The following is a 15,702-nucleotide window of genomic DNA, read 5'->3' as shown; positions in this document are numbered from 1 at the left end:
AACGTGAGCGAAAAACGGTCTAGCGCCGCCCACACGCCGTTGTAGTTGATGCCACTGGCCATGACATACACCAGTGCGTCCTCGTCGCCGAGTTCCCATGTCGGCAGCACCTCGATCTGCATGGCGCTCTGCGGCGGCCCGTGGCGCTCCTTGCGGATCGCCCAGGCGTACATCTTGGCGGGAACGTGCCCGAGCGGCGGGATCTCGCCGATTTCGTAAAGTTCCTTGGTCGCGATGATGGGCTCGAGCGCGGTTTTGGTCGGCATGTCGTCACTCCTCGGTGTAATCACTTGGTGTTTGGGCAGTTGCCCGGAATGGATCACCGGAAGTCGGGCACAGGACGTGGTTCGGGGCCCGGGGCGTGCCCGTGAACGTCGTCGCAGGGGTGTTGCAGAGCCTTGTGAACCGCCGCGTCGGAACGAAACCAGAGAAGCTCCCGCAGCATCTCCACCTCGTTGACGATCTGGATCGGATCGCACAGCAGCGCAGAGCGCAGTGCGTTCTTCAACCAGGGACTGGTGCGTGGATGGTCCAGAACCCATTCGATACGGCGTTGCGATTCCCGCTCTCGATCGGTCGACGCATTGCTCGGACACATCCTCGTCCTCCTTTCGCAAGATCACCGTCAGGGATTGCAGACGTCGCATCGACCGGGATCGGTGGCAGGTGGCCCCACGGACCTCTCGACCCGGTGACCGCAGCCGGCACAGGTCGAGGCTTCGGCCTTGATCACCCGGGTCGGCGTTCCGCAATGCGCGCAACGAGCACCCGGGATGCGCTCGGTGACCACCAGGCCTGGGCGGTCCCAGTCCGGGCAGCGCAGTCGGAAGTTGCGGATCAGCGTCACGGTCGCGCGCGCGATCGCCCTCATCCGGCATGGATTGCGGTGTGCCCGCATGTCGGTTTCGACGCAGGCGGCGCCGCAGCGGGCGATCACGTCGCCGACCGTGCGTTCGAGATCGGCGCGGTCCAGAACGTCCTTGAACAGGCCCGACTCGGGACACGGGACCTGCTCCTTGCAGCCGCTGACGACGACCCCTTGCATCGGAAACCCGACGCCTTCCGCAAAAGCGCGAGCCGCGGCGATGTCCGTCACAACGGCGTGCGTCCACATGGCGTCGAGGTCGACGAATTGCCCCGAGACCTCCATGCCGGTGTCACGATCGGCCAGCAGCACGATCTCGACACCGAGCGGCGCGGACGGAACGATCGGATGCGGACCGAAGCGACCTTCGCTCGCCACGGCGACGCGAACGCCGGGGTTCCCGGCGAACGCGGCCGCGATCTTGGCCCGTGCGGCGTCCAGCTGAGAGCCGGGCCGCGGCACCTCGCGGGTGAAGGTGCCGAAGCGGTCGGTGTCGAGACCACCGACGATCTCGACCCGCAGGCCGAGGAAACGGCGAAGAAGCGGCGCGATCACCCGCTCCTTGCCGTGCATGGTCGCCAGCGACCCCCGCTCGCCCCATAGGCCGAAGCGGTCGCCGTTGGGCCGGCGGGCCACCTCCGCGGCGATGCTGCGCCTCACGCGACAGCCCCTATGCGGCGCTCGCGGTCCGCAGAACCGCCCGAGTCGGCTCCACGGGTTCCCAGGTCAGGTCGCCCGCGTAGCGCCGGGCGAGCCGGCCCTCCTGATCCATCTCGAACAGATGGGTCCAGCGGTTGTCGAACAAGGCGCGGACCGCGTCGTGACGCACCAGGATGTCGGTCATGGCCTCGGCCGGCGCCTCGATGCACACGGTGAGCCGCAGCGGCTCGTGGACGAAATCCTCGCCGTCGTGGACCGACTGGAGCGGCAGCCCGGTGCGCATCACGCCGCCGTTGCCCTCGAAGACGCCGATCCCGCCGACCACGTTGTGCAGAAGCTTGTCGCCGGCGCCGAACGTGGCGGGCGCCACGGTCGAGCCGTAGTACTGCAGCGAGATCCAGCTCGCGACCACGACCGGGGCCGTCATGATCAGCTCGAGGACGCCGAAGCCCGTCGCGCTGTCCTGCCTCCAGTCATAGTCGTGGAGGAAGGCACGCCCGGCGAGGCCGCGTCCGGCGGTGCGGGCCCGCGGGGCGGCGATGAAGGCCTGGCATCCCGCAAGGCCCCATTCGGGGCGCAGCTCCGCCCAGTCCCGCGCGCGCGACGCGACACGTTTCTCGGAGCCGGCCCCCGGCAGGCGGAGCGCGCGTTCGGCCCGCGCCGCCGTGCCGGCCGTCTTGAGCCAGGACCGGATCCGGTCGAGGTCCCGGCCGTGGGTCGCCGGAATCTCGTCTGTGTCGTAGAGCGTCACCTCGTCCGTGGTGGTGTCGTGCATGGCCGCGACGAACACCGTGTCGTTCGGCACGACGATCCCGCGCGCGGCGAGGCCGTCGCGCACCTCCGGGTCGCCGAGCAGGAGGGCGAGCAGCCGCGCGTTCACGTCGCCGGTGTAGCCGCCGCAGGCGCCGCAATGGAGCGCGCTCGCATGGGGGTTGTTGGTGACCGTGGCGCCGTGCCCGACCAGCAGGACGACGCGGGCGAAGTCGCTCGTCAGCGACATCGCCCTCAGCACGGTCTCGGCGGCCCGCAGCCGGGTGTCTGGATCGAGGTCGGGGTCGAAACGCAGCTTCGGGTCCGGGCGTGCGGTCTCGCCGGCGAGCGCCAGCGCATCGCGCCCGTTCTTCCAGACATAGACCGGCCCCATCGCCTCGACGAAGGCGAAGCACGAGACCGCGGCGAGCTTGAACCGGCCCCAGGCCCGGTGGGCACGAGCCTTGTAGCGGGACTTGCGGTCCGCCTCGGCGAGGTCCGGCCCGCCGGCCGTGGACGTGACGGTCGGGTTCAGCAGAACGGGCAGGCGCAGCTCCTCGACGTCCGAGGCGAACCGGCGGTGCTTGGCGAACACGCCGAAGAACCCGGCGAAGCCGAGGGTGCGGATCGACGGATCGACCTGCTCGAGCGCCCGCCGGAAGACCTCCGAGCGCACGTCGATGCAGAACGCCGCCTGCAGGGTCGGCCGAGCGCCCTGCGTCGTCGATGCCGGCGCGGCGAGCGTCTCGGCGAGCCGCCGCTGGGCGGCGCGTTCGGCCGCCTCCTGCAGGATCTCGTCGACGATCGACGCCTCCCCGGGGTCGACCGGCGCCGCATGGGCGGCGCGCACCGCCTCCCATTGCGTCTCGATCAGACCGGCATGGTGGCCGTGAAGCGCATCCTCCCAGACCAGCCGAATGGCGAGCAGCTCGGTCAGGACGGAATCGGTCCCCCCTTCGAGCTCGGCGCGCCACAGCACGTAGCGCCCGTATTGCGACCAGCCGCCGAGCGAGAGGAGGAGCTGGTGGAAGTAGCTGTCGGCCGCCGCCGCCGTCAGCCCGAGCCGGCGGGCCGCGCCGGCGATCGCGTCGATCGGGCTCTCGGGCGCCGCGGCGACCCCGTCGCCGAAGCCGGTGAGGCCGTGGATCTCGGCCGTCAGATCGTGGGTCGCGAAGGCCCGCCAGGCCGACCATGTGCTGCGCGCCCGCCAGGCGGGCCAGAGCGCCTGGCCCTGGTCGAAATGCGATCCGGCCCAGACGCTGATCCGGTCGCCGATCAGGCCCGTCCAGTCGAATCCCGAGGCGCGACCGGCGAGATCCGCGATGGTCGGGAGGCCCTGCGGAACCGGCGCGGGCTTGGCCGCCGCGGCCTTCAGCCCGGCGACATCGGCCGGCTTCCGGGCATGCGGGCTGGCGGCGAGCGCGTCGGCGAGATCGCGATCCGTGATGACGCCGGTAGCGATGCGATCGCGGAACCACGTCCGCGGCATCACCACCGGCACGCCGCCGACCCGTGCGAGGCGGGTCCCTGCCTGGGCGAGCGTCTCGGTGCTCTGGCCCATGAAGGGATTGACCGCGACCGAGGAGGCGAGCGGCCAGAGCGGCGGAATTCGGCGGCTGGCCGCCTCGACGGCCTGTTGCAGCTCGGCCGAGCGGATGTCGACGACGTCGTCGGTGGCGATCATGGCGGATCTCCTGGGTGATCGAGAGGCGTCACGGGTTGCGCGGGAAGGCCCAACCGCCGATCAGGCGGTCCAGCAGGGCGTTGGCGTAGAAGCCATTGGCGACGTGAACCCGAAGGCCGGCGGCGGCGGGATGGAAAGCCCAGTGGGGAAACAGCGCCTGGGCCACGGCGACCAGACCGAAGCCGAGCACCACCAGCACGATCAGCGCCCACTCGAACGGCGAGGGCGCGGGTGCCGCCGGCAATGCCGCAGCCGTAGCCCAGACGGCGCCGCTCTGCAGGGCGAAGTAGCCGAGCGACGTCGCCAGCGCGGCGAGTGTCGTGCGGATCGTCAAGGCACGCGGCGCCGCATCGGCGAGCCCCTGGGCGATCAGATAGGCGACGCCGAAGATCAGGATGGCGCCGAGGGCGATGGCCTGGGGCGACTTGGCCTGAAGGCCGAACAAGGTGCCGATCACGGCGTAGACGACCAGCGCGATCGCGAAGGCGCGCGCCACCGCACGACCGCTCGGGACCGCGACCGGGCCGGGCCGGGGAGCAGCCGCGACGATGTCGACCGCCGTGCCGGACGCCAGGAAGGCGTGCGCCTTGTAGAGCGAATGGGCGACGATGTGCAGCAGGGCGAGCGGGAAGAGCGCGAGGCCGCACTGGAGCATCATGAAGCCCATCTGGGCGACCGTCGACCAGGCGAGCGAGGTCTTGACCGCCGGCTGCGCCAGCATCACGACGCCGCCGAACAGCGCCGTGAACGCGCCGATCACGACCACGACCGCGAGCACGCCCGGCGCCAGCAGCATGACGTCGGCGAAACGGATCAGCAGAAAGCCGCCGGCGTTGATCACCCCGGCATGCAGCAGGGCGGACACGGGGGTCGGCGTCTCCATCACCTCGGTCAGCCAGCCGTGTGTCGGGAACTGCGCGGATTTGAGAAGGGCGGCGAGCGCGAGCGCGGCGGCCGCGGCGACCGTCAGCGTGGTTCCCGTGCCGCCCCGCGCGGCCTCGGAAAGGGACGTGATGTCGGCGGTGCCGTAGGCGACAGCGAGCAGCACCACCGCGAAGACCAGCGCGACATCTGCGATCCGTGCCATCAGGAACTTCTTGCGCGCGGCCCGGACGGCGCCGGGTCGCTCCGGGTAGAAGAGGAGCAGGCGGTGCAGACAGAGGCTCGTCGCGATCCAGCAGACGACCAGTTGCAGGAGATTCCCTGCCAGCACCAGCAGGAGCACCGCGGCCAGGGTGGCGAGCGTCCAGGCCAGGAACGGGCCCTGACGCGCTTCACCGTCCAGCGCCCTGATGGAATAGCGAAGCACGACCCACCCGACGAAGGCCACGAGGACCATCATGGTTGCGCTGACAGCGTCGAGGCGAACACCGAGACCGGCTCCGGCGAAGCCGACGACCAGGCTGGTTCCCGGGCCGCGGGCGACGAGAAGGGCCACCGAGAGGATGGCGACGGCGAGCGAGATCAGCGATGCGATCTCGGTGAGCCGAAGAACCAGACGCGGCCGGCGTTCGCGCGCTCGGCTCGCCAGGAGCGCGGCGATCAGCAGCGTGGCCGGGGCGACGAGCGGAAGCGAATGCAGAGACACGGCGGCGATCTCCCCTGCGGTTGAATGTCGCCTCAGTCTCCGATGGAGCTGCTCGGAAGAAAAATACATTGTATGGTTGTTATTGATCTATTTTTCTGGTGATCCGCATGGCGTCAGAGCTGAACTACAAGCATCTCCGGTACTTTCAGGTGGTCGCTCACGAGGGGCATGTCACGCGCGCCGCCCGGCGCCTGAATCTGTCGCAGTCGGCCGTCTCGACACAGATCAATCTGCTCGAGCAGCGGCTCGGCCATTCCCTGTTCCACCGGGAGAATCGCTCCCTGCGGCTGACCGAGGCGGGGCGCATCGCGCTGGACCATGCGGACGCTCTGTTCGGCATCGGCGACGATCTCGTGGCGACGCTGAAGCGCGAGGGCGCGAAGCGACGCGCGCTTCGCGTGGGTGCCATCGCGACGCTGTCGCGTAACTTTCAGCTGACCTTCTTGAACCCGGTCCTGGGGCGAACCGACGTCGAGATCATTCTCCGGTCCGGAAGCGCCGCCGAGCTCTACGGCGCGCTGACGGATCATCATCTCGATCTCGTGCTGACCAACCAGCCCCCGCCCTCGGACGCGTTGACGCCGTTCGTCGTTCATCGTCTCGCCGAGCAGCCGATCAGCCTGATCGGCGTTCCACGGCTGTGTAAGCCGCGTGTGTCGCTTCCCGATCGGCTTTCACAGGTGCCTCTGATCCTTCCGGCCGCCGGAACCGGACTACGGATGGGATTCGACGCCCTCGCCGCCCGGTTCGACGTGCGTCCCCAGATCGCCGCGGAGGTCGACGACATGGCGATGATGCGACTGCTCGCCCGCGAGGGCGTCGGGCTCGCGGTCCTGCCGTCCATCGCGGTTCAGGACGAGCTGGCCGCACTGGTCCTGGCGGTCGGCGCGAAGCTGCCGGGCCTCACCGAGACCTTCTACGCAGTCACGGTCGAGCGGCGGTTTCCCAATCCGATCATGGCGGATCTCCTGCGTCCGCGATCCTACACGGGGCGCTCCGACCGGCCGTCGCGATCGCCACTCCCGCGGAAAAGTCCGAGACAAAGGAAGTGACTGGAGCCGCGCCGACGCGGTGACGCGAGATCGGAGCACTCCCGGCTGCGGTGCTCGCGCAAAGCAACGCCAGGAGCCGCGGCGAGGCCAAAGGAGACTCACGATCGGAGTTGCCAATCGAGAGATCCGAGGGGCTTGCTCATTCGTAACCAACGAGTAACGCGAATTCGCCGACGCGGAGCGAGTGCATGGCGCGCGTGTTGATCACTGGAGCCAGCAAGGGCTTAGGATTAGAAACGTTGAAGCTGAGTACGTCGTGCGCCTCATGTCGCGCTCTTCAGCCGGCGTAGCAGTTCTCCGGATCCAAGCTGCTGAAAGTCAGGGGTGATGCGCTGAACAGCGACGAAGTCGCCGCGGCAGATTGGGGAATATACGGCGCAATTCAATCGTTGGGCGTAGGTTTCGGCGATCGGTTCAGGCCAGTGCGGCTCCTCTCGGATGCCACTCGACAATGATCTCGGCAATGTAAGCGCGGGGGGTGCGGCAGGGGAATCGCATATGGAAATTCTCGATTCTATTCGTGCGCTGAGGCGGCGCCCCGGATTCATAATTGCGTCTCGACCGCGCTTTCGATTCTTATCGTGCGCCGAGCGCCTCAAATCGATCCATATGCGATCACCCTGGGGGGTGCGGCGTCTGATTTGGGTGAGGGGTTCGGGGCCGCCGACAGCCGGGCCATCGTCTTTCTTCAATTTTTGCAATTGCAGTTTGTTCTAGGGCGCAACTGCGACGACAAAGATGCACAGAAGTGTCTGATAAATAAAGGCTCCATCGACTGGACGATCGTTCGGCCCGGGGTGTTGACCAACGGTCCTCCGACCGGACGTCACGAGGTTCTTGAACAGCTTTTCGAGTAGCGGGATGGCATCATATCGCGGGCGGACGTGGTGAAATTCCTGGTTAGGCAGATAACGAACCGCTCTATTTGTCCGCAAGATGCCTGTCCTGGCGTGTTGAACGTGAGAGCAGCGAGGAACGATCATGCAGCCCGAGACGTCAAAGACGACCGTATTCTTCGACGGCTCCTGCCAATTGTGCCGAGCGGAAATTGAGCATTACGGTCGGCAGGTCGGATCCGAGACGCTGTGTTTCATCGACGTTTCGCGAGCAAGCGACTCGCTCCCGCCGGGCCTCAGTCGCGAACAGGCGATGGCTCGCTTCCATGTGCTTTCCTGCGATGGAAGACTGATCTCCGGCGCGGCGGCGTTCGCCACTATTTGGAGTGTACTGCCGCGATGGCGCTGGGCTTCGCGCGTCGCCGCGTCGCCGACCGCATTGACGGCTCTCGAACTCGGCTATCGCCTGTTCCTGCCGATCCGGCCGCTGATGTCTAGGCTAGTCGGGAGACTGCATGGCGCGAACCGATCGAACGCCAGGGCTGCTCGCCCGTGAATGAATTGGAGCTGCCCGCGGCGCCGATATCCTTACCTTTCGCGATTCTTCGTCCAGCAGCGTCGCCGTCGTACTCTGTTCAACAAGTCCATCGAAACCTCCATTGTTGTTAAACTGGCCGCAAGCGGGGCCTTCGAACAGATGATCGGATTCAGCCGGAAAAGCGCGCCCGAGATCCAGCTTGTAAGTAACGCGAACTCGGAACCCGCCGTGGCGATTTCGTCGCAGAGGGGGGAACTCCGGCTCGTCATCGACGCGACCGGCTTTCTTCACGATGAACAGCGAGGTCCCGAAAAGACGTGTCGCGATCTTAGCGCCTCCGAGCAAACGCGCCTGCTCGCGCCGAGCGCGACAGGGCCCGACCTCGTCCTGGAGCATGTGCTCCCGCGGCTGCCGCGCACGGGCGAGCTGGTGGTCTCGACGTTGACAGCCAGGGTCGGCAGCATCTGCGACAATCAGCTCGGCTGGTATGGTTATCGAGCGCTCGAGGCGGCATCGAATCGGGTCCGAACGGCAGCCATCGAATTGCGTCCTCGACGGCCGGACACCATCTGCGTGGCGCTCCATCCGGGAACGGTCGCGACGTGCCCTTCGTCTCCCTTCGTCAAGTACGGGCCGGAGGGGCAACGCGCCGCACACGGGCGGCGCAACATCCGCTTTCAGTCATCGACAGACGCTGCCAGCGCCCATGGCTGCTATTTCGAATTCCGCGGGGAACGTGTGCCGTGGTGCGCGCGAACGCAGAATGTTCTGCCAAGCCGTCGTCGTTCAGGACGGGCTTCGTTTCGCTGTTTATAATGTCGAGTTTATATGCATTGACGGGAAGAAAAATGATTCAGACGTCGTACATTAGCACGGCTACGAGCGCGATGTCCACCAAGGATTTGTTGGCGCTATTGCAGCAATGCCGCGACAGCAATGCAGACAAAGGCGTAACTGGAATGCTCCTGTATGGAAATGGAACCTTTCTTCAGGTTTTGGAGGGTGACGAGGGCGTCGTTGACGCTCTTATCGCCAAGATTCGAAAAGATCCACGGCATGCGAATCTGAAAATGCTCTATCGTAAGGCGATCGAGCGACGCCAGTATTCGGATTGGAGCATGGGGTTCAAGCGCGTATCCGACAAAGAGCTGAAAAATGTCGAAGAGTTGCGCGACTTTAACGAGCAAGACTTCAGCCCCGATTATCTATCGCAGCACGCCGCAGTCGTGCAAAGCTTGATGAACCATTTTCGCAAGGAGCACTTCAAGGCCATTGGGCAGAGCGAGCTGGGCGTTGACGAAGAGGATCGCATGATGAACGTGCTCCACCACATCATTCGGGGAGCCGTGCGCGCGTTGGCGATACTGATGGTCGTCACTATTCTCTGGGGCGTGGTTGACGTAATTTCCGCGCTTTATTATCAGGTCTTCGTTCCTTCCATCGAAGGCTTGCGCGCGCGCGACATCATCGTTGTATTCGGCTCGTTTCTGGCAGTGTTGATCGCAATCGAAATATTCCTCAACATTACACTATATCTCCGTGACGACGTGGTTCATGTGAGATTGGTCGTTGCGACTGCACTGATGGCGATTGCCAGGAAGGTTATCATCTTCGACTTCGAAAAGATCGAGCCGATGTATATTCTGGCGACCGGGATCGTAGTTCTGGCGCTCGGTGTCGTGTATTGGCTAATGGACCAAAAGATAGTTTGGGCGAACCAAAAATGAACGCCGCCGACGTGTTGCGAATGGTCTCGCCACGCTTGGTGCCGCCGCTGTCTTAGGGTCTCGGTCGTGAGGATGACACTAGTGCTCCGGTGCGTCGGGTCCAATTACTCCTGCTTCGACAAGCTTGCCGGAGAAACCGTACTGCGTAGCGGGCGTTTTGTCAGAGTGACAGTGAACACGCTTATGGAATTCTAGCTATGGCGGCCAACCAGGTGCTCTTCAGCTTCTTCCGCTATAGCCGTAATCATTCTTTCGGGGCGTTCGTGTTGATGGGATTTCAGAGTTTTGTGGCCAGCCGGAGTGTACCGATGGGGGCGCTTCGACTCATGACCTGCGGCAGCGGAAACGGGTTCTCAATCGTGCCGGACCTGACGCGGTATTGCTTGATGACAGTGCCGAGTCAGCCTGGCGATCTGGTCCGACTAAGGACGAACAGGCTCTACCGATGGGTTGCGGGGCCGAGTATCGAGCAACTCCATTTCTTACTGAGGCCGGTAAGCGGACACGGAACCTGGGATGGAAACGCGCTGTTCGACTATTCCAACCACAGGCTCGGCGACAGACCTTTCGCGGTCCTGACGAGGGCACGGGTCGCGGCGGGTCGTGCGATGGCGTTCTGGCGCAGAGTGCCGGAGGTCAGCCGCTCGCTCGGAGACATTCCGGGATGTATCTACCACGTCGGTTTCGGTGCACACCCGCTCCTGCGGCTAGCGACCTTCAGCGTGTGGCGGGACCTGGAGTCCATGCAAGAATTCGCCTACAGGCGCAGTCGTCACCGCGCGGCGCTCGAGGAGGCCCGCGCGGACGATTGGCTGCCCGAGTCGATGTTTGTCCGTTTCGAGATCGAATCGATCCAGGGGAACGTGGAGCGTTACCCTCGGCTGCTCGCGCTAGCCCCGGAGATCGGGATAGGCACAAACAATACGGTTCTCGGCGGTAACAGGCCAGTGATTTAGCAAAGACAATATGAGAGAAGATCTAAATGATATTTAGAGCATCATAGAACGATCGAGCGTCCGATTTGAAAAGAGATTATATCGAAGCAGTAAGGTATTCACATCGACCAAGTGCGCCTTGACGGGGTCGTGCCTTGAACTCTGAAACTGCGATCGTGGTCGGAGCTGGCGTCGGCGGGTTGGCTGCCGCACTCGATCTCGCCACTGCCGGTATCGGCGTCACCGTGGTGGAAGCGGCCGCTGGGCCGGGCGGAAAAATGCGGGCGGTCACGGTCGCCGGTCACGCGATCGATGCCGGGCCGACCGTGTTCACCATGCGCTGGGTTTTCGACGAGCTGCTCGCCGCCGCCGGCACGACGCTGGAGCGGGAGGTCTCACTGAAGCCGCTCCAGGTGCTCGCCCGTCACGCCTGGAGCGAAGACGAGCGGCTCGACCTGTTCGCCGACGTGGAACGCTCCGAGGGGGCGATCGGCGTTTTCGCCGGGGCCGCCGAGGCACGCCGTTTCCGCGGCTTTTGCGATCGTGCGGCACGCATCTACTCCACGCTCGAGAGACCATTCCTGCGGGGCGCACGTTGCCGAAGCCCGCTCGACCTCTTCTTCCGGGCCGGCCTGCGGCGGATCCCGGACCTAGCGGCGATTTCGCCTTTCGGTACCCTATGGGGCGCGCTCGCCGATCACTTTCACGATCCGCGGCTACGACAGCTGTTCGGGCGCTACGCCACATATTGCGGCTCTTCGCCGTTCTTGGCCCCTGCCACATTGATGTTGATTGCCCATGTGGAGCAACAAGGCGTTTGGGTGGTCGGCGACGGAATGCACGGATTCGCCAAGGCGCTCGCACGCATCGCACAGCGGCGCGGCGTCGCGTTCCGCTTTGGCGCGACGGTTGTCAACGTGACGGTTGCCGACGGCCGTGCCACCGGCGTCCTGCTCGCCAGCGGCGAGTGGCTCCCGGCGGACGTAGTGGTGCTGAACACAGATGTCGCGGCGCTTGCGAACGGCGGCCTGGGCGAGGCGGTGCGCCGCACGGTCGGAGCCGTACCGCAACGGTCGCGTTCGCTCTCGGCGCTGACCTGGATGCTTGTCGGCGAGGCGCAAGGATTTCCGCTCCGCCATCACAACGTGTTCTTTTCGGGTGACTACCGGGGAGAGTTCGACCGATTGCACCGTGATCGAAGGCTGCCGGACGATCCAACCATTTATATCTGTGCTCAGGACCGCAGCGACATCGCGCCGGACGGTGGCGTGTCCAACGGCGGTACGGCCGGGCCCGAGCGTCTGTTCTGTCTGGTCAATGCGCCACCGACCGGAGATACGGAGGCCTTCGACGTAGAGGAGATCGCAGCCTGCGAGCACGCGACTTTTTCCCGGCTCGCCCGCTGCGGCTTGGAGATCCGGTATCCCCCGGAGGCACTCCGGGTTGTCACGCCGGCCGACTTTCATCGTCTTTTTCCCGGTACTGGAGGAGCGCTTTACGGTCGCGCTTCGCACGGCTGGAGGGCATCGTTCCAACGGCCAGGATCCCGTACCCGGGTTCGGGGGCTCTATCTCGCAGGGGGCAGCACGCATCCGGGGCCGGGGGTGCCGATGGCAGCACTCTCGGGACGGCTGGCGGCGGCGTCCTTGTTGGCGGACCTCGTTTCGGGACGTCGATCACTCCGGAAATAAGCTCGACCTTGGCAAGATCCACCGGGTCCGCGGGAGGCGGACGATCGGGGAGCCCCGCGGGGCCGGCGCTACCGCGCCTGACCGCCACGAGCAAGGCGATTCAGCAGCAGAGAGAGTGACCAGAGGCAGGACTGCGCGATGACAGGAGGCCGGCAGGTGCCGTCTTGAATTTGATTGGAATCCGGGTGACGCGATCACCGAGCATTTGAAGGTACCGTGTCAGGCCGCGAGGTCAATGGGCTGTGCGATGGGTTGCGTGGCGAGGGTCTGCCAGTCGTCGACCTTGCGCATGTTGATCTGACTGGACGCGAGCAGCGCCCAGAACAGCATGGTGGCGGTTTCAGCGGATGTCAGCACGGTCTGCGTCTTGATCCGTCGCTTGAACTCCTCGTACAGCCGCTCGATCGCGTTTGTTGTTCTCGCGCTCCTCCATTGGCTCAGTGGCAGGCGCGTGAAGGCGAACAGGCGCTCGCCGGCTTCCTCGAGGCTATCGGTGACGTCACGATGCTTCAGGCCCCGTTTGCGGACGAATGCCTTGCGGTGCGCCTCGATTTCTTCGCGGGTCGCGGCGTAGATCATATCGGTGTAGTCGGCCGTGATCTCCTCGTGCAGTCGTTCGGGCCCGTGAGCGAGCAGATTACGATGCTTGTGCACGGTGCAGCGCTGAACCGGCACGCCGTCCCACACGGCGGCGATCGCCTTGTCGAGACCGGCGGCGCAGTCGGTCCCCGCGAAGGCAGGGATCGGGAGTTCGGTCCGCCGCAACCCGCGGCGAATCAGATCGTCGAGCACCGCGCGCCACGCCTCGGCGCTCTCGCCGCCCATGCTCCGCGCCGCGAGCAGCGCCTTCTGGCCGTCGGCCCGCACGCCCATCACGACCAGCAGCGAGATCGCAGTCGCCTTGCGGTCGAGCCGCACGCGCAACACCGTGCCGTCCAGGATCAATCTCACGATCCCCGGATCAAGTCCGGGGGCCTCGCCGGCGAGCGAGCGTGCGGTGCTGGCACGCGCGCAAGGCCTGGTTCTTCCATTCCGCCGTGCCGCCGTCCGGCCGGGCGAGCCGCGCCCGCGGCATCGCGATCTCGCCGCGGGTTCGTTCAATGTGCATAAGGTCGGGGTAGCGCCGAATAATGGAAGGGTGGAGCAGTGAACAATCAGCCCGGGTCACTCGATGGCAGTCTGATCACGCGTTCAATCATAGCGCAGCGCGCTCGCCTTGCCGCGGAACACCCAATAGGCGAAGGCGGAATAGGCGACGATGACGGGCAGCACGACGCAGGACCCGACGAAGATGATGAACAGGCTCTCGCGCGCACTCGCCGCCCGCCAGATGTCGAGCCGCTCCGGCACGATATACGGGAAGAACGAATAGGCGAGGCCGGCGAAGCCGAGCACGAACAGTAGGATGGCGCCGACGAACGGCACCCCGTCGAGCGAGTGGTCCGCGCGCGGCATACGCCGCAGCATCACGGCGAGCGCGACGAACGCGACCGCAGTGACGAGCGGGACCCGCCGGCGCCGCGGTGATTGAGGTCACTCTGCGAACGAAACCCACCGTCGGCCCGCCAGAGCGCGCGCCGGATCTGGAGTGGCTTTCGCTCGTGATGAACCGGACCCGATTTCCGCTCGTCCCCGCTTTCGCGGGAATGAGCGGAGTGCGGGTCGACGTCAGCGAATACGGTTCTAGCGCCCCCTCTCGCGCGCCGGGAAGGCCGACGATGTCCTGAGGCTGCAGAAGTTCCTCAATGTCTGCGCTTCACGATCGCCGAGTCCGGAGACGGCTCCCCGCTCCATGACCCGCGCGCTCATCACCGCTTCCCTGCCGAGCGCAGCGCTCTGACCGCCTCAAGAGACTTCTGGATGTGGGCGGTCGCTCCCATGTCCCGAACGGACGATACGATCGTTCCGTCAGGCGCAATCACGTACGAAACCCGATCAGCGGCCGGCAAGTTGACGAAGCCGATCACAAATGCCGCATCGTACTGCTTGACCACCTTCATCTCAGGATCGGCCCCCACGGGGAACCGGTCGCGGCATTCGAGCGAAGAGAATCTGCGCTGTGTTTCGATGTTGTCGGCCGAGATCCCGATAACGCTTGCGCCGTTCGCCGCGAATTCATCCATTGCGTCCGCGAAGAGGTTCGCCTCCTCCGTGCACACGCCTGTAAATGATTTGGGATAGAAGTACAGAACGACCGGCCCCTTCTCGAGGGCGTCGGCGAGCGAAAACAGAAACGGCTGGCCGCCGAGCGCCGCTTCGATCGTGAAAGCCGGGGCCTGTGCGCCTACCGGAAGACGTGCCTGCGCGGGCGTACCTAAGAACGCCAGAATAGCCGCAAGAACGAGTTTCGTGAGACGCATGATGCGGACTTTTCTTCCTAGGAAAGCTCGATCATACTCGATGCGCCCCGGAGCCTCGCACAGAGAATGCCGCCCGTTGACACGGGCGGTCCCTTGCATCTCGGCAATCTCGTAGACGACCCACCACGTGATTGCTTCGCTGCAATGCGTCGTTAGTGCCGCATCACGAGTTCTCCTGGACATTCAAGCCGCCAGGAAAATCCCTCAGGTCGAAACGCAAGCCCGCTCACCGTCCCGTCGAGCGTACTCTTCGCGATGCGACTGAGCAGCTTGTGCCCAAAACCTTCATGACGCGGAGGATCGACCCGCGGGCCTCGTAGCTCCTCCCACGTCAGACGGAACCGCTTGGGTGTGTGCGCTTGGTCGACATCCCATCGAATCACGACTCGCCCGTCGGGAGAGGACAAAGCCCCGTACTTCACCGCATTCATCGCGAGCTCGTGAAACGCGAGCCCGATGATTTGCGCCGCCTCCGGATGAATCATGATCGCCGGCCCTGCCGCGTCTATGCGAGCAGCGATGTCGGTAAACTGCTCAGTTTGCGCAATGATGAGTGCGTCGATCGAGGCGCCCGCCCAACCCTACTCGACAAGGAGATCATGGCAACGCCCGATTGCCATCAGCCGATCCTCGAACAGCTTCTGGAACTCGCCGAAGCTGATCGCCCGCTGCACCGTCTGATTAGCGATGGCGAGCACGACCATGAGAAGAATCTTCGAACGATGCGATAGCTCGTTCATGATGAAGCGGATGTGCTCCTCGTTCCGCTTCCGCTCACTGATATCGACAACGGAAGCGACCACGAAGGTCCCGTTGTCGGCGCGGAACGGATTGATGCCGATCTCCAACGGAAACTCGTCCCCGTCTTTCCGGCGTCCATACAGGTCACGTCCAGCTCCCATCGGCCGCGGTACAGGGTCGCGTGTAAAATTGTCGCGCAGCCCGGAATGCCGCGCGCGAAACCGCTCAGGCATCAGAATCTCGATCGGCTTTCCAACTAGACCGTTTTTCGCTCA

The 15,702-nt window shown here is 65.0% G+C and carries 13 protein-coding genes and 4 pseudogenes; 7 read left to right on the top strand and 10 right to left on the bottom strand.

Features of this window, described 5'->3' with window-relative positions:
- From ABTU92_RS26295 to ABTU92_RS26275, 5 genes and pseudogenes are all read right to left on the bottom strand, one after another.
- Nucleotides 1–266 (bottom strand): annotated as a pseudogene (locus tag ABTU92_RS26295) (crotonyl-CoA carboxylase/reductase); the annotation flags it as partial.
- A gap of 53 nt (nucleotides 267–319) precedes the next feature.
- Entirely contained in the window at nucleotides 320–598 is a 279-nt protein-coding gene (locus ABTU92_RS26290) for a hypothetical protein (RefSeq protein WP_408094555.1), read from the bottom strand.
- Nucleotides 599–625: 27 nt separating this feature from the next.
- Nucleotides 626–1,525 carry a DUF6671 family protein gene (locus ABTU92_RS26285; RefSeq protein WP_408094554.1) on the bottom strand — a complete coding sequence of 300 codons (900 nt, stop codon included), beginning with the start codon at nucleotides 1,523–1,525 and terminating at the stop codon, nucleotides 626–628.
- A 10-nt stretch (nucleotides 1,526–1,535) separates the two neighbouring features.
- Nucleotides 1,536–3,959 carry a YbcC family protein gene (locus ABTU92_RS26280; protein ID WP_408094553.1) on the bottom strand — a complete coding sequence of 808 codons (2,424 nt, stop codon included), beginning with the start codon at nucleotides 3,957–3,959 and terminating at the stop codon, nucleotides 1,536–1,538.
- A gap of 28 nt (nucleotides 3,960–3,987) precedes the next feature.
- On the bottom strand, nucleotides 3,988–5,547 hold the full coding sequence (locus ABTU92_RS26275) for a proton-conducting transporter membrane subunit (protein WP_408094552.1): 1,560 nt from the start codon (nucleotides 5,545–5,547) through the stop codon (nucleotides 3,988–3,990).
- 107 nt (nucleotides 5,548–5,654) lie between these two features.
- On the opposite strand from ABTU92_RS26275, the gene ABTU92_RS26270 reads away from it, so the two are divergent.
- The 7 genes from ABTU92_RS26270 to crtD all read left to right on the top strand — a co-directional run bounded on the left by ABTU92_RS26270 (nucleotide 5,655) and on the right by crtD (nucleotide 12,326).
- Complete coding sequence (locus ABTU92_RS26270) at nucleotides 5,655–6,599, top strand: LysR family transcriptional regulator (protein WP_408094551.1); 945 nt, start codon at nucleotides 5,655–5,657, stop codon at nucleotides 6,597–6,599.
- A gap of 581 nt (nucleotides 6,600–7,180) precedes the next feature.
- The gene (locus ABTU92_RS26265) at nucleotides 7,181–7,456 is read left to right on the top strand and encodes an NAD(P)H-binding protein (RefSeq protein ID WP_408094550.1); all 276 of its coding nucleotides are present in this window, start codon (nucleotides 7,181–7,183) and stop codon (nucleotides 7,454–7,456) included.
- A gap of 124 nt (nucleotides 7,457–7,580) precedes the next feature.
- Nucleotides 7,581–7,991, top strand: coding sequence for a thiol-disulfide oxidoreductase DCC family protein (locus ABTU92_RS26260; protein ID WP_408094549.1), 411 nt, complete (start codon nucleotides 7,581–7,583; stop codon nucleotides 7,989–7,991).
- Nucleotides 7,992–8,789, top strand: a complete 798-nt coding sequence (locus tag ABTU92_RS26255) for a C-factor (protein WP_408094548.1) — start codon at nucleotides 7,992–7,994, stop codon at nucleotides 8,787–8,789.
- Complete coding sequence (locus ABTU92_RS26250; protein ID WP_408094557.1) at nucleotides 8,789–9,700, top strand: phosphate-starvation-inducible PsiE family protein; 912 nt, start codon at nucleotides 8,789–8,791, stop codon at nucleotides 9,698–9,700. Before ABTU92_RS26255 ends, ABTU92_RS26250 begins: the two co-directional genes overlap by 1 nt.
- A gap of 197 nt (nucleotides 9,701–9,897) precedes the next feature.
- Complete coding sequence (locus tag ABTU92_RS26245; protein ID WP_408094547.1) at nucleotides 9,898–10,656, top strand: hypothetical protein; 759 nt, start codon at nucleotides 9,898–9,900, stop codon at nucleotides 10,654–10,656.
- Nucleotides 10,657–10,790: 134 nt separating this feature from the next.
- The gene (gene crtD, locus ABTU92_RS26240; RefSeq protein WP_408094546.1) at nucleotides 10,791–12,326 is read left to right on the top strand and encodes a 1-hydroxycarotenoid 3,4-desaturase CrtD; all 1,536 of its coding nucleotides are present in this window, start codon (nucleotides 10,791–10,793) and stop codon (nucleotides 12,324–12,326) included.
- A gap of 219 nt (nucleotides 12,327–12,545) precedes the next feature.
- Here the strand turns inward: crtD and ABTU92_RS26235 are convergent.
- From ABTU92_RS26235 to ABTU92_RS26215, 5 genes and pseudogenes are all read right to left on the bottom strand, one after another.
- A pseudogene (locus ABTU92_RS26235) lies at nucleotides 12,546–13,322 on the bottom strand (transposase); the annotation flags it as partial.
- 195 nt (nucleotides 13,323–13,517) lie between these two features.
- Nucleotides 13,518–13,817 (bottom strand): annotated as a pseudogene (locus tag ABTU92_RS26230) (cytochrome d ubiquinol oxidase subunit II); the annotation flags it as partial.
- 317 nt (nucleotides 13,818–14,134) lie between these two features.
- Entirely contained in the window at nucleotides 14,135–14,686 is a 552-nt protein-coding gene (locus ABTU92_RS26225) for a peroxiredoxin (protein WP_408094545.1), read from the bottom strand.
- A gap of 581 nt (nucleotides 14,687–15,267) precedes the next feature.
- Nucleotides 15,268–15,426 carry an HWE histidine kinase domain-containing protein gene (locus ABTU92_RS26220; protein ID WP_408094556.1) on the bottom strand — a complete coding sequence of 53 codons (159 nt, stop codon included), beginning with the start codon at nucleotides 15,424–15,426 and terminating at the stop codon, nucleotides 15,268–15,270.
- Nucleotides 15,427–15,450: 24 nt separating this feature from the next.
- A pseudogene (locus tag ABTU92_RS26215) lies at nucleotides 15,451–15,681 on the bottom strand (PAS domain S-box protein); the annotation flags it as partial.
- Nucleotides 15,682–15,702: the final 21 nt, after the last annotated feature.

The organism is Rhodoplanes sp. SY1, assembly GCF_046000175.1.
Taxonomy (GTDB): Bacteria; Pseudomonadota; Alphaproteobacteria; order Rhizobiales; family Xanthobacteraceae; genus Rhodoplanes.
This window is presented reverse-complemented; position numbering and strand designations above follow the sequence as displayed.